Below are 13739 nucleotides of genomic sequence, written 5' to 3'. Positions count from 1 at the left end.
GAGCGGAGCCCTGTTTCTGTCGGTGTGGCCGGGAGATCAGCGGGATCCGCCGACGGTCACGCCTTGCCGAGCAGGCGCCAGATCTGGTTCTTCTTGGTGGTCAGGGCGCTTGCCGCGTCGCAGGTCCACTGGTGGACGAGGGCGCCGGTGGCGGTGGAGATGTTGCTGACGTCGACACACTTGCCGCTGTTCACGGCGACGAGCTGGTAGTCGTGGCTGTTGCCGAGTGCGGTGACGGGCTTGAGGGTGAACCGCTGGTTGGTGCCGCCGTGGCAGGTCCACTGCTGGACGGCGGCTCCGTTGGCCGTGGAGAGGGCGGAGATGTCCAGGCACTTGCCACTGGAGTGGTTGACGACGGTGTAGGTGTCGGTCGTGCCGGAGACGGGGTGGAAGTCGAAGATCTGCTCCTGGCCGCTGCCGCAGGTGTTCTGCTGGTACTGGGTGCCGTCGGTGGTGGACCTGGCCGGGTCTTCGAGGCAGAGCGCGCTGTGCTGGGCGACGGCCGTCGAGGAGAAGCCGGTCGAGGCGCCGATGTGCAGGGCGGACGGTGCGAAGGAGACCTGGTCGAGGTGGGGCGCGGAGCTGGAGCGCATGGGCTGCCCGATGTCGGTGCCGCCGCCGGAGTAGACCTTGCCGATGGTGGTGCCGTCCCAGTCGAACAGCTGTGAGGCGGTGAACTTGACGGCGTTGGCGCCCTTGGCGAGCGTGACGGGGACGGTGTAGTCCTCGAACTGGTTCCAGTGCAGGGTGCTGGCGAAATTGACGCGGGTGGAGGTGCCACCGTTGACGCTGACGTCGGCGTGCTCGGCGTACAGGTCGGGGTTGTAGTGGTTGGATGGCAGTTCCTCGGCGTTGGCGTAGCGCATGGTCATGGCGTAGGTGCCGGCCGAGGGTGCGTTGACGTCGAGGGTGAGGGAGTTGGCGGTTCCGTTGCCGATGCCGGTGACGACACCGCCGTCGGCCTGGCTGAAAGTGGTGTCGGCGGCCGCGGTGCCGGTGAGGGTGCCGTTCTCGGCCTGGTAGGTGACGACGTTGCCGGTGGTGACGGCGTCGGAGGCGCTGAACGGGGTGACGGCCAGGTCGTCCAGGGCGAGCGTGCCGCCGGCGCCGGTCACCTCGACCTTGTTGATGCCGCCGTTGAGGTACACCCGGTTGGTGGAGGTGGACCAGGCGCCGGTTGTCGCGCCGGACAGGGTCTGGTCGTCGGCGGCCTTGCCGTTGACGGTGAGGTCGGCCTGGCCGGTGTTGCGGAAGCGGGCCGTCAGGTCGACGTAGCCGTCCCGCGCCGAGTAGACCCAGAAGGTCGCGGACTTGCCGGAGGTGAGGGTCACCGCGCCCGCGCCGGACTGGCCCTGGGCGGTGTAGGTGGCCGTGCCGCTGTCCGAGAGGTTGGCCTGCTCGGCCTCGTAGAGCGTGGTGCCCTGGACGGCGGCGTCCTTGTAGTGGAGGTCGATCTTGTCGATAAGGGCGTCGCCGGTGGTCTTCGCGCCGTTGTCGCCGGTGGTGGCCAGGGTGATGGTGTGACTGCCGGCGGTCAGGTGCACGGTGGCGTCGCTGTGCCCCCACACCACCCACTGGAAGCCCACGGGGACGTCGATCCTGGTGGAGGCGCCGCCGTCGACTCGCGCGTACACGTCCGTCGGGCCCTTGACGTCGGCGTCCTTGGCGTAGCTGTTGCCGAACACCGACAGGTCGTAGTCGCCGGTGGTGGGAACGTTGACGGGGAAGGAGATCACCGTGGTCGAGCCGGTGCGCAGGCCCCCGACGTCCTTGGTGCCCGAGGTGGCGAACTTGCCGACATTGCCGGTGGTGCCCTCGGTGTTGATGTTGTAGCCGGTGCCGCTGAGTGTGGCGTTCTCGGCCTCGTACGTGCCTGTCCAGGTGTTGTCGGAGGCGGTGGTGCTGCCGGTGCCTCCGGGGGAGACGATCACCTCGTACGCCGACATCGCGTCGAGGGTGATGGGCAGGGTGATCGAGCCGTCGGAGCCCACGGCGATGTCGGCGTCGGAGAGCCGGGTAGGGGTGGCCGCCGCGCCGAGGTAGCCGCTGTAGCGGTCCTGGAACACGCTGACGTGCACGGTGCTGCCGAAGACCGCCGGGTCGATGTTCTTGATGACCGTGTTCGAGTCACCGCTGGTGCCGCCGCCGGCGAGGATGACGCGGGCCTGCTTCTTGGCCGTGTCCAGGCTCGCCAGGCCCTGGAGGGTGTACGCGGCGTTGGACGCGGCGCCGTCGACCTTGACGGTGTTGCCACTCATGGAGCTGTACCAGTTGTAAAGCCACCACTGGGCGTTGGGCGTGTTCTGCGCCGCGGCCGAGTCGCCGAGGTTGCCGTTGATGTTCCAGTACGGCAGGTTGCCGTCGACCTTCTCGTCCTCCAGGGCCGCGATCCACTGAACCATCTGGCCGGGGTCGGTCAGATGGTAGCGGTGGGCGTACTCGTTGAGGTTGACGGTGATCGGGGAGGTGATCCCCGCGGCCGTCTCCGCCGCGCGGTAGGCGTTGACGGTGTTGCGGACGTCCGCCGGGCTGCCCAGGGTGTGCCAGGTCACGACGTCGGGCAGGCAGTTGTTGGCCTTGCAGTAGGTGAGGAAGCCGCTGAGAGCGGAGTTGGAGTAGCTGGAGAGGTTGGGGCCCGCCAGCCGTGCCTCAGGCCAGATGCCCTTGACGAAGTTGTAGGTCTGACGCCATTCGGAGTTGAAGTTGGCCAGCGCGGTCGAGTTGGTGCGCATGCCGCTGAACCAGTTCAGGTCGGGCTCGTTGTAGGGGATGAAGACGATGTGGCTCGCGTAGGGGCTGGCCTCCGCCTGCTCGACCTGGGTCTTCATGGTCGCCTGGTAGGCCGAGTAGCTGGTGCGTTCGTAGCCCGCGCGGTACACGTCCGTCATGTAGATGAAGACGTCCCCGCCGCCGCTGTCCACGAAGGGCTTGGCGATCTCCAGGGCGTCCGAGCCCGGGTGCTGCTGGCCGTCCTGGTACTTGGTGTTGGTGGTCTTCAGCCCCATCCCCTCGATGAGGTTGTTCGTCGGCACGTCCTGGCCGTACAGGCCGTACAGCGCCCCGGAGGCGCCGCCGCGGAAGGCCCCGGTGGTGGTGCCGAGGTCGACGGCGAGGGTGGGGGTGGCGGCGGCGGCCGGCGTTGCCGTCGCGGTGGTGACGCCGGCTATGACGGTCAGCGGGAGCAGCGCCTTGGTGATGCCGTGGAGAAGGCGTCTCGTGGTCGAGCGTCTTTGCCCGAGTGGTGGCATGTGCTTACGTCCCTTCAGGGGTGCGGCTGGGTTGTTGCTGCGCCGGCCCCCGCGCCGGACGTCTGGATGGGTTGTCGCTCGCGGGTCGGGCGAGGGTGGAGGCCGCGTCGGTGGTCGCGGGTCGGCAGCACATGGGCGCCGGCGGTCCAGGTGTAGGCGGGGTCCCGTAGCCCTGGCTGGTCAGGGCTACGAAGTTCTCGGCGGACCCGGGTCTCACAGCGAGCCCGGAAGCGGGTGCTGATCTTGTCCGCGGGGCGTTCGTGACCGGCGCGCGCAGGATCGGGCTGTCGTCGGCCGTGGGGCAGCGAACGGTTCATGAGCCTGGCCGGCCCGGGGTGGGGGCTCCCAGCCGTGGGAGCCCCCACCCGTGCTCAAGGGACTGGTCAGGCCTTGCCCTGGAGGCGCCAGATCTGGTTCTTCTTGGTGCTCAGTGCGCTCGCGGGGTCACAGGTCCACTGATGGATCTTGGCTCCGGCCGTTTTCGAGACATCGCTGACGTCGACACACTTGCCGCTGTGGACCGCGACCAGTTGGTAGTCCTGGCTGTTGCCGAGCGCGGTGACGGGGTTGAGGGTGAACATCTGGTTGGTGGCGCCGTTGCAGGTGTACTGGATGACGGCGGCGTCGTCGGCGGTGGAAGCGCTCGCGACGTCCAGGCACTTGCCGCTGAGCTCGTTGACGACCGTGTAGGTGTCGGTCCGGCCGGCGACCGGCTTGAGGTCGAGCATCTGCTGGTAGCCGCCCTCGCAGTAGTACTGCTGGTACTGGGTGCCGTTGGCGGTGCTCAGGCCGGTGTCGTCCAGGCACTGGCCGCTGTTCTCGCTGACGGCGACCGTGGAGATGGTGGTGTTGGACGGCGGGAGCAGGGTGATGGTGTAGCCGTCCGTGGCGTTGGTGTAGGGGACGGTCACCGAGGCGCCATCGCTGCTCACGGTCAGGTTGGTGTCGGCGATGGTGGTGGGTCCGGCGGCGCCGTTGCTGTTGGCGACGCGCTGGACGACGGCGCGGACGTGGCCGTTCTCCACGACCGAGGTGGTGTCGAGCCGGTCGAGGTTGACCGTGACGTTGCCGGTGTTGCCGTTGCTGCCGAGGAGGATCTTGGCGTTCCTGGCGGTGTTGTCTTTGGTGGCCACGCCGTCGGTGTTGGTGCCGGGGGTCAGGTTGACGACGTTGCCCGTCTGGGAGCCGTAGTAGCGGTACATGAACCACTCGCCGCGTGGCAGGTACTGGCCGGCGCTGTTCTTGGTGAGCAGGTTGGCCTCGTAGTCGTGCAGGGCGGTGCCCGACGCCCAGTTGCCGCGCAGACCGTCAGCGCCGGCCCGCTCCAGACGGCTGATGTACCAGGCGCCGCCGCCGGGACTCTGCTGGGCGCGCGTGGCGTATTCGTTGATCTCGTACGGCCGGTGGTTGGTGAGGCCGTAGGAGGAGAGCAGGCCGTCCATGACGCCGGCGTCGGCGACCGGGTCACCGGCCTCGGCGTGCCAGCTCCAGATGTCGGGGACGGCGTTGTTGGTCTTGACGTAGGGCAGGAACGCCGACCACCAGGTGTTGTTCTCGGGATGCTGGGAGTAGCTGGGGCCGACGATGAGCTGGCCGGGGAAGTTGGCGCGGACGGCGGCGTAGAAGCGGGACCACATCTGGAGGTACTGGGTTTCCGGCCGGGGCCAGAAACCCTGGCCGTTGGGCTCGTTCCAGAGGTCCCACTGGACCGTCATGTGGTTGGACTTGACGTCGGAGAAGAGCTGGTTGACGAAGTTGTCGAACTGGGTCCAGTCGCCGTTGTCGCCGGGGAAGGCCTGGCTGGTGGTGCTGTCGGCGCCCCACAGGTCGTGCGGGAGCAGCTCGAAGGTGCCGCCGAGGGCGGCGGTGCGCTTGTACTGCGCGAGGGTGGCGTTCCAGCGGGTCTGGTAGGCGGCGAGGCTGGTGCCGTAGCCGCCGCTGTTGAGCTGGGCGCCACCGGCCCGCTCGAAGTGCCACTTGATGTCTTTGTAGAAGTGGTCCTGCGGCAGTGAGCCGTCGGGGCTCATCCCGTACAGGGTGCCTGAGGCGCGGTAGGTGGGGGCGCCTCCGGCGGTGGCGAAGTCGACGGTGACGCTGGTGTCCGCGGCCTGTGACGGGACGGCGGGCAGCAGGGTCGTGCCCAGGGCGGCCAGGAGGACGGCTATGGACGAGGTCGCTCGGCGACCGGTGCGGGTGGTGGGCCGGGGAAGGGTCCAGGGCGATTTCATGGTGCGGCTCCTGCGTGAGCGGGGAGGGGTACCCGGACCGGAAGGGTCCCGGGGCGGTGGGTGGACCGTGGGGTCAGTGGCTGTCTCGCTGGGCGTGTGCTTCGGCGAGGAGGAGGTAGCTGCTCGCGGTCCAGGTGTAGGCGCGGTCGCGCAGGCCCTTGCCAGTCAGTGCGTCGAAGTTCTCGGCGAAGCCGGAGATCTCGCACAGGGCGCGGAAGCGGGCGCTGATCTCGTCCGCGAGCCGGTGGTGGCCGGCGCGGCGCAGTCCGTCCTCGATGAGGACGGTGGCGGGGGCCCAGATCGGGCCGCGCCAGTAACCGTCGGACTCGTAGTGAGGGGAGTCGGGGTGTTCGGTCGCCAGGCCGAACGCGGTGAGGTGGGCTTCGATCTGTTCGGCCAGCCGGTCGCGGACCTTGGCGGGCAGGCGGTCACCGAGCACGATCGGCATCAGGTCGAGCAGGCTCGCGCTCCGGGCGAGGGCCCCGCCGTGGGCCGGGCGGCTCAGGAACCGTTCGCCGTCCCACAGCTCGTCCAGCAGTGCGTCCTGGAGGGCGTCGGCCGTCTCGGTGCGGCGTCGGGCGTCGTCCGCGAAGCCGACTTCGCCGGCCAGCCGGGCCAGTTCGTCGAGCTGGAGGATCAGCGTCGCGGTGAGGTCGGAGGTGACGGCCACGCGGTCGGGGTCGAAGGTGGTGGCGTTGTCCCAGCCGCTGTCGTTTCCGTGCTGGTAGTGGGGCAGCGTGGCGCCGGGTGCGCGTCGTGCGGTGAGCCAGAAGTCCGTCCAGCGGGTCAACCTGTCGTACGCCTCCGCCAGTTGGGCCGGGTCGAGAGGTTCGGGGAGCCGCGTGCGCAGGTGACCCAGGGCCCAGCCGTGGATGGGCGGTTTGACGAAGTTGTAGAGGACCTCCGAATGGGTGACGGAGTCGGGCAGGGCCCCGCTCTCGTCCTGGTGGTCGAAGGGCAGCGAGAACTGGTCCCAGGCGAGGCCGGGGGATCCGGGGGCCAGCGCGAGGGCGTTGAAGCAGTGGTCCCAGCTCCACACCTTGTCCATCCAGTGCTTGGACATCAGCACACCGGGCCGGGTGACCAGGCCGGCCGGGCGCACGGTCGCCGACCACACCACGTACGCGGCGAGTTCGGCTGCCGGAGTGTCGGCCGAGCGCCATGGGGCGACCGTGTCGGCGAACTCGGCGAACGATCGCCGGGCGGCCTCCTTGACCTCGCCGAACGCCGCCGACGGACGGTAGGGCCGGCGCGCACTGTCGAGTTCCTCGACCGCGACCTCCCAGGAGCCGTCCGCCCCGGCGGCGACCGTGAGTCCACGCTCCCCGGCGCCCAGCGCCTGGGATCCGTACACCTCGTCGACCGTGCCGGACAGCACGGTGATCCGATAGCGGCGGCCGGTCTGGTAGGAGGTGAACGTGTGGGCGCCGTCCACCGGGTCGCGATAGAAGTAGGTCCCGCTGAACGGGGTCAGGGCCTGAGCCGCGGCGCTGATACCGAACCCGAGACCGGTGCCTTGTAGGCGTACGGTGTCCGGCGACTCGTAGGCGAGGTCGACGCGTCCGCCCGTGCCGCCCCAGCTGAGCAGGCCCGGTGTCGCCTCGACGCGGGTCTCGGCGCGATCGCCCGTCGCCGCGTCGAGGGGGACGAGGCGCAGGACGGCGTGCATGCCGTTCTGGTGCGAGACGAGATGCAGGTCCTCGGCGCGCGTCTTCTCCGCCAGGACGGGTGAGATGCCGAACCAGGAGCCGTGCGCGCTGAAGGGTATGTCGTGGACGGAGAAGGGCGGGCCGGTCGGGGCGGCGGTCATGAGGTGGGCACTCGTTTCTTGAGCGGAAGGGGGCGGCGTTCCGCCGGGTGGGGGCGGCGGGGCTCGCACGGCGGCACATGGAGAGCCGGGCTGTGTGCGGACGGTCCGGCGTCAGTCCTTGACGGCACCCGCGGTCACGCCGGCGGCGACGTAGCGCTGAGCCAGGACGAGGATCACCGCGGCCGGCAGCGACGCCACGACGGCCGTCGCCATGATGGCGTTCCACTGCTGGTTGTTGTTGCCGATGTAGTGGTAGATGCCGAGGGTGATCGGCTCGTGTGCGCCGCCGCCTGCGAGGGTGCTGGCGAAGATGAAGTCGGACCAGGACCACAGGAACGCGAACAGGGACACGGTGACGATCGAGTTGCGGCTCATCGGCAGGACGATCGACCAGAAGGTACGCAGGGGGCCCGCCCCGTCCGTCTTGGCGGCCTGGAGGAGTTCGCCGGGGATGCCGGACATGAACGCGGTGAAGATGAGTACGGCGAAGGGGACGGCCAGGGTGGAGTCGGCGACGATCAGGCCGGGCACGGACTGGAGCAGTCCGAGGCTGAGGTAGATGGCGTAGAAGCCCATCGCCATGATGATGCCGGGGATCATCTGGGCTGCCAGGAGGACGAAGTTGAGTATGCCGCCGCCCCGTGGGCGCAGTTTGGCCAGCGCGTAGCCGGCGGGCGCGGCCAGCGCCACGGTCAGGGCCACGGTGCCCAGGCCGATGACGAGGCTGGTGCCGAGGTAGGGCAACTGCTGTTCGACGACGGCCCGGTAGCCCTCCAGGGTGGCGTGGGCGGGGAACAGACCGGGCGGGCTCTTGCGCATGTCCTGGTCGCGGGTCAGCGACACGTTGAGCATCCAGTAGACCGGGAAGAGCATGACCGCGGTGAGGAGGACGCCGATGGCCGTCTTCACCCAGGTGCGGCGGGGCCTGTTGAGGCCCGTCTGTGCACTCGTCATGACAGCGCCTGCTTTCGCTGGACCCGGACGTAGATGAGGCCGAAGACGAGGGCGGCGACGACGAGCAGGTTGCCGACGGCCGCTCCGGGGCCGAAGGCGGGTAGCAGGTTGCCGAAGCCGAGCTGGTAGGACCAGGTGGCGAAGGTGGTGGAGGAGTCGGCAGGGCCGCCCTTGGTCATGATCCAGATGATGTCGAAGACCTTGAGCGTGTAGACGAGGCCCAGCAGCAGGGTGATGGCGGACACCGGTCGCAGGAGCGGGAACGTGATGCGCCAGAAGCGCTGCCAGGCGTTCGCGCCGTCGAGGGCGGCGGCCTCGTACAGGCTGGTGGGGATGGACTGCAGGCCGCTGTAGAGCACGACCAGATTGAAGGGGACGCCGATCCAGATGTTCGCGATGATCACCGAGGTCAGCGACCAGGTGGGCGAGGTCAGCCAGTTCACCGGGCCGATGCCGACGGCGTGCAGGGTGGCGTTGACGATGCCGGAGTCGCTGTTGAGCATCCACGACCAGGTCGAGGCCGACACGATCAGCGGCAGCAGCCACGGTGCGAGGAACAGGGCGCGCAGGGTCGCGGAGAGCCGGAAGTGCTGGTTGAAGAAGACGGCGAGTGCCAGGCCGATCGCGTACTGGAAGACCAGGCACACGGCGGTGAACACCACGGTGTGCAGCAGGGCCGGGGCGAACGTCGGGTCGTCGAGGACGGTCCGGTAGTTCTTCAGGCCCGTGAACGGGGCGTCACCCTGGACGAAGGAGCGCACCGTGTAGTTGCGCAGGCTCAGGTCGATGTTGCGGTAGAGGGGATAGGCGTAGAAGAGAGCGAGGTAGAGGGTGACCGGGGCGAGGAACGCCCAGGCGGCCCACTGCTGGGAGGCGGGACGGCGCCGGGTCGCGGTGCGGGCCGGGGGCGGGGCGGCGGTCGCCGCCCCGTTCCGGTTCCGCACCGTCCGGCGGTCCGGCGACTGTGTCGGGTGCTTCATCGGCTGGCCGGAGTCCTCATCACGTGTCGATTACTTGACGGCGGACTGCGCCGAGCCGAGCGCGTCCTTCGGAGACGCCGACCCGCTGAGAGCGGACTGGATCGCCTTCCACAACTGCTCGGAGATCTTGGGGTACTTGGTGCCCAGGTCGTCACTGGTGCGTCCCTTGGCCGCCTTGACCGCGTCGGCCCACGGCTTCAGCTTGGCGTTCGCGGCCACCTGCTTGTCCTGCACCTCGGTGGTGGGGGCCACGTAGGACAGCGTCGTGTCGGTCTCGAGCAGGTTCTGACTGTTGGTCAGACAGGACACGAGCTTCTGCGAGGTGGCGTAGCGGCCGGTGTCACTCTTCACCGGCATCGTCACGAACTCACCGCCCGTCGGGGCGGCGGCGTCGCCTCCCGTGGCGGCGGGGACGGGGATGACGCCGTAGTCGAAGCCGGCCTTGTCGGCGTTGCCGAGCTGCCAGGTGCCGTTCTCGCTGAACGCGTAGTCACCGCTGGCGAACTCCTGCCAGCTCGTCGTCTGGGTGTTGTTGATCACCGAGTTGGGGGCATAACCCTTGTCCAGCCAGTTCTTCCACAGCGACAGCGCGGACACGGCCTGGTCGGAGTCGATTGCGGTCAGCTTGGCGCCCGAGCCCCAGAACCAGGGCAGGAACTGGAAGCTGCCCTCCTCCGTTCCGATCGCGGAGAACGTGATGCCCTTCTTGCCCGCCGCCTTGACCTTCGCGAGCGCCGCGGTCAGCGATGTCCAGTCCTTGACCGAGGAGATGTCGACCCCGGCCTTCTTGAGCACCGCCTTGTTGTAGTACAGGGCGAGGGTGTTCGCGCCGATCGGCGTGCCGTACGTCTTCCCGCCCGACTGGCCGGCCGCGAGGAGGTTGGGGCTGACCTTCGAGGTGTCCAGCTTGGTCTCGTCGGTCGTGGTCAGGACACCCGCCTCCGCCAGCGTCGACACCACCGGATTGTCGACGATCAGGACATCGGCGGAGTTGTCCTGCTGCGCCGCCAGCAGCACCTTGTTCGTCAGGTCACTGGTGTCGAACGAGGTCCGCTTGATCTTCACCCCGGCCTCCGTGCCGCAGCCGTCCAGGAGCTTCGCCCACGCCGAGGTCTTGTCGAACTGCGGGTACGGGTCCCAGATCGTGTACGTGCCGCCGTCCGCGGCCTTCGAGGAGGTGTCGCCCGAGCCGGAGGAACAGGCTGTGGCGCCGCTGGTGACGGCGACGACGGTCAGAACTGCGGCGGTGAGACGCCGTCTGGCAGATCGGTTCATGATGTGTTCCTCATGGCTCTTGGCACAGGTGTGCCCTGGGATCGGCACAGGCGTGCCGTAGGAGGGTGATGGTGATACGGGGCTGCCGGGAATCGCCGAACCCGGTCAGTGCGTTGCTCGGCGGCCGTCAGGGGGCGCGGAGGGTGAAGGGGAGCGCGCGGGGTGGATGGTCAGGGGCGGGTCGGGGTGCCGGAGTCCGGAGCCGGGTCGGTGGGCCTGATGCCGGCCGGCGCGGTACTCGCTCGCAACGAGATCGGCGGCGCGAGCAGGTGACAGCGGGCCGGTGTGTCGGGGTGGTCGAGTTGCTGGACCAGGAGATCGACGGCGAGCCGGCCCATCTGCTCCGCCGGCACGTCAGCGGCGGTGAGCTGCGGGGTCACCGTCTCCGCCCACCTGCTGGCCACGACTCCGGTGACGGAGAAGTCGCGGGGCACATGGCGGCCGGCCTGGGCCAGCCCCCGGTAGAGGCCGCCGAGCGCGGCCTCGTTGAGCGTTACCAGTGCTGTGGTTCCGGGGTCGTCGTGCAGGATCTGTTCCAGACAGGTCAGGCCCGAGGCGGCGTCGTCCCCACAGCAGTACGTGCGTACGGTGAGGCCACGTTCCGCCGCCGCCTTGGTGAACCCGTCCAGCCCGCGCTGGGCCGACTCGTACCCGGCCCGAAGCAGTTGCTCGGGCCGGTTGACGAAGGCGACCCGCCGGTGACCCAGATCGGCGAGGTGGTGCACGCAGGCCGCCGCCAGCGCCGTGTGGTCCAGGCCCACCCACCAGCTGCCCTCCGGCCGGGCGGTGCGGCCGATGGCGACGGAGGGGAAATCCACCGCCGTGAGATGGTCGATCCGGTCGTCCTCAAGCCTGATCTCCATCAGGATCGCGCCGTCGACCCGCCGCTCGCCCAGCAGCCGCTGGAACGAGCGGTCGCTGTCCACCCCGCTCGGAGAGAGCAGCACGTCGTAGTCGTACGCCGCGGCGGCCTCGGTGACGCTGCCGATGAAGTCCAGCTGCATGCCGGTGTAGTGGTTGCCCGCCGGCGGGAAGACCAGACCGATGGTGTTGGTCCGGCCGTTCGCCAGGGCCCGCGCACTCGCGTTGGGCTGGTAGCCCAGCTCGTCGATGACCCGCTGGATCTTCTGCCGGGTCTCCTCGGACACGGGCCGTTTCCCGCTCAGGGCATACGACACGGTGCTCCGGGAGACACCGGCCCGCTTGGCGATCTCACCGATGTTCACGGAGGCTCCTTGCCGAGGTGGGTCGAACCGGTTCGATGATTCCGAGGAGCGAAACCGGCCAGGCAGTCGATCGTCGAACCGGTTCGCGTGAAGTGAAGGTAGGAGCAACCGGGGTGAGTGTCAACGCCTTGCGCCACATTTCCCGTAACGGCCCGGAAACGTTGGTGTGGGAGTCATGGTGCCTCATATACCTGGGTGTGTGCCTGATCGAGGTCGGGTCGGACGGGGTCTTCGGCGGGCGGGAACACCCTGCCCCTGCGAGGCGGCCCGGCCGTAGGTGGTGCAGGGGGCGGCTGTCGGGGGATTGCTGGCCGGTTTCCGCGCTGCTAACTTCGTCGAACCGGTTCGACGAAACTGGACGAACCTGAGGGTATGGAAGGTATGGAGGGTCGAGGCGAGCCGGGTTGCCCGTGGGGGAAGTTGCCGGGGTGTCGGCGCGGCCCGGTGCAGAGGTGGAGGGGGAGGGGAGGGGTCCATGTGCGACTGGGCGTTCGGACCCGATCGTCGGGACCATCCGGCTTTTCACTGCTGCCCCGTTGAGCCCGGGCCGCCGTGAGGCTGGGGTCGGCGGCGGGGTGGGCCGCCGGGGAAGGCACCGCGTGAAAACCGGTATGGGCATTCATGTCAGGGCCTGGCCCGGCTCGGCCTGGCCTGGCCCGGCTCGGCCTGGCCTGGCCCGGCTCGGCCTGGCCTGGCCCGGCTCGGCCTGGCCCGGCTCGGCCTGGCCCAGCGCGGCTCGGCCCAGCCCAGCCCGGCCTGGCACGGCATCGGCGCTGAGCGAACGAGCGGGCTCGTAGCCCGGTGTTTGAGGTGTCAAGTCGGTCGGGCGCCGCCTGGCCGACCGGCCGGCCGGACAAAGTCGCCTTGGCGAGACACCCCTGTCTCACAGGGGGATCCGCGCCTTCGCCCGTGCCGATGAGTTGGGTCAAGAGCCGCTGTGTGTTTGGTAGAAAGCCCTTCCAATGATCGCTCGGCCTGCCAGTCTCCTTCCCGACCCGGATGTCATGTCCGGGATGAACGGACCCGAGACTGGAGCACCCCTTGCCCCGAGCCGCCCGCAGTGGAAGAACCTTCCGCATCGCCAGAGTTGCCGCCGTCGCCGGCAGCGCTGTCGTCCTGACCGTCGCCCTGCCCTTCAGCGCCTCCGCAGGTGTCCTGCAGAACCTGCCCGAGAACGCGACCACCTTCCAGAAATACTTCGAGCCCCTGTACGACTACGACACGGACAGCTGCTACCCGGCCGCCGCCATCGACCCGGACGGCAACCTCAACGGCGGTCTCAAGCCGACCGGCCCGATCACCGGCGAGTGCCGCGACAACCACCTCGGGCACGCCAACACCTACTCGCGGGCCAAGTGCAACAACGGCTGGTGCGGAATCATCTACGCCAGCTACTTCGAGAAGGACGAGGCATCGCCGGGCATAGGGCACCGGCACGACTGGGAGTGCGTCGTCGTCTGGGCCCGGCAGGGCGCGGACACGCCGTCCTACCTGTCGGCCTCCCGGCACGGTGGCTTCAGCACCCACCCGATCGCCGACGTGCCGATGAGCAGCCAGCGCGTCGAGATCGTCTACCACAAGGACGGCGCGAGCACCCACGCCTTCCGCTTCGCCGAGTGGGGCGAGACCGCGGAGAACGACACCGGCGCCTGGCACCAGGAGAACCTGCTCACCTGGGACAACCTGGCGTCCAACCTGCGCGACACCCTGAACGCCTCCGACTGGGGAAGCGCGAACTTCCCACTGCAGGACTCCAAGTTCGCCGACCACCTCAACAAGGCCAAGCCGAGCGACATCACGTTCGACCCTTACGCCTGACCGAGACACCTGGGGATGGATCGCCCTGTGGAACAGAGGGGAGACCGATCCATTCCCCGGTTCCCGGTTCCCGGTCTCGGTCCGGTTCCGCTGAGTCTCTGCGGAATCCGGGCCGGACAAGAGCCGGATGTCCCGAACGCCGTTCGGTGAACCGGTGGACAAGCAAGGCGTGGCCATGTGCGCGCGAATCGTCTCGTCCG

At 68.9% G+C, this 13739-nt stretch carries 8 protein-coding genes; 1 reads left to right on the top strand and 7 read right to left on the bottom strand.

Going from position 1 to position 13739, the window contains the following annotated elements:
* Nucleotides 1-56: 56 nt before the first annotated feature.
* From QA861_RS24970 to QA861_RS24940, 7 genes are all read right to left on the bottom strand, one after another.
* Entirely contained in the window at nucleotides 57-3248 is a 3192-nt protein-coding gene (locus QA861_RS24970; protein WP_334590811.1) for an RICIN domain-containing protein, read from the bottom strand.
* 383 nt (nucleotides 3249-3631) lie between these two features.
* Entirely contained in the window at nucleotides 3632-5476 is a 1845-nt protein-coding gene (locus QA861_RS24965; RefSeq protein WP_334590810.1) for an RICIN domain-containing protein, read from the bottom strand.
* Nucleotides 5477-5549: 73 nt separating this feature from the next.
* A complete protein-coding gene (locus tag QA861_RS24960) occupies nucleotides 5550-7286 on the bottom strand; it encodes an amylo-alpha-1,6-glucosidase (RefSeq protein WP_334590809.1) in 1737 nt (578 codons plus the stop codon).
* Between the two features lie 111 nt (nucleotides 7287-7397).
* On the bottom strand, nucleotides 7398-8240 hold the full coding sequence (locus QA861_RS24955) for a carbohydrate ABC transporter permease (protein ID WP_334590808.1): 843 nt from the start codon (nucleotides 8238-8240) through the stop codon (nucleotides 7398-7400).
* Nucleotides 8237-9220 (bottom strand): carbohydrate ABC transporter permease, encoded by a 984-nt coding sequence (locus QA861_RS24950; RefSeq protein ID WP_334590807.1) that lies wholly within the window; start codon nucleotides 9218-9220, stop codon nucleotides 8237-8239. The genes QA861_RS24955 and QA861_RS24950 overlap by 4 nt, the downstream gene beginning before the upstream one ends.
* Before the next feature lie 30 nt (nucleotides 9221-9250).
* Nucleotides 9251-10495 (bottom strand): sugar ABC transporter substrate-binding protein, encoded by a 1245-nt coding sequence (locus QA861_RS24945; RefSeq protein WP_334590806.1) that lies wholly within the window; start codon nucleotides 10493-10495, stop codon nucleotides 9251-9253.
* 170 nt (nucleotides 10496-10665) lie between these two features.
* Complete coding sequence (locus tag QA861_RS24940) at nucleotides 10666-11721, bottom strand: LacI family DNA-binding transcriptional regulator (protein ID WP_334590805.1); 1056 nt, start codon at nucleotides 11719-11721, stop codon at nucleotides 10666-10668.
* 1041 nt (nucleotides 11722-12762) lie between these two features.
* On the opposite strand from QA861_RS24940, the gene QA861_RS24935 reads away from it, so the two are divergent.
* Nucleotides 12763-13539: an NPP1 family protein gene (locus QA861_RS24935; RefSeq protein WP_334590804.1), complete on the top strand. Its 777-nt coding sequence runs from the start codon at nucleotides 12763-12765 to the stop codon at nucleotides 13537-13539.
* Nucleotides 13540-13739: the final 200 nt, after the last annotated feature.

The sequence above is a fragment of the Streptomyces sp. B21-083 genome (assembly GCF_036898825.1).
Taxonomy (GTDB): Bacteria; Actinomycetota; Actinomycetes; order Streptomycetales; family Streptomycetaceae; genus Streptomyces.
The sequence above is the reverse complement of the archived record's forward strand: the minus strand, read 5'-3'. Positions and strand labels throughout refer to the sequence as shown.

Bases quoted from the DNA above. Each gene is read 5' to 3' on its own strand.
- QA861_RS24970 (WP_334590811.1), bottom strand. From the start codon at position 3,248: ATGCCACCACTCGGGCAAAGACGCTCGACCACGAGACGCCTTCTCCAC.
- QA861_RS24965 (WP_334590810.1), bottom strand. From the start codon at position 5,476: ATGAAATCGCCCTGGACCCTTCCCCGGCCCACCACCCGCACCGGTCGC.
- QA861_RS24960 (WP_334590809.1), bottom strand. From the start codon at position 7,286: ATGACCGCCGCCCCGACCGGCCCGCCCTTCTCCGTCCACGACATACCC.
- QA861_RS24955 (WP_334590808.1), bottom strand. From the start codon at position 8,240: ATGACGAGTGCACAGACGGGCCTCAACAGGCCCCGCCGCACCTGGGTG.
- QA861_RS24950 (WP_334590807.1), bottom strand. From the start codon at position 9,220: ATGAAGCACCCGACACAGTCGCCGGACCGCCGGACGGTGCGGAACCGG.
- QA861_RS24945 (WP_334590806.1), bottom strand. From the start codon at position 10,495: ATGAACCGATCTGCCAGACGGCGTCTCACCGCCGCAGTTCTGACCGTC.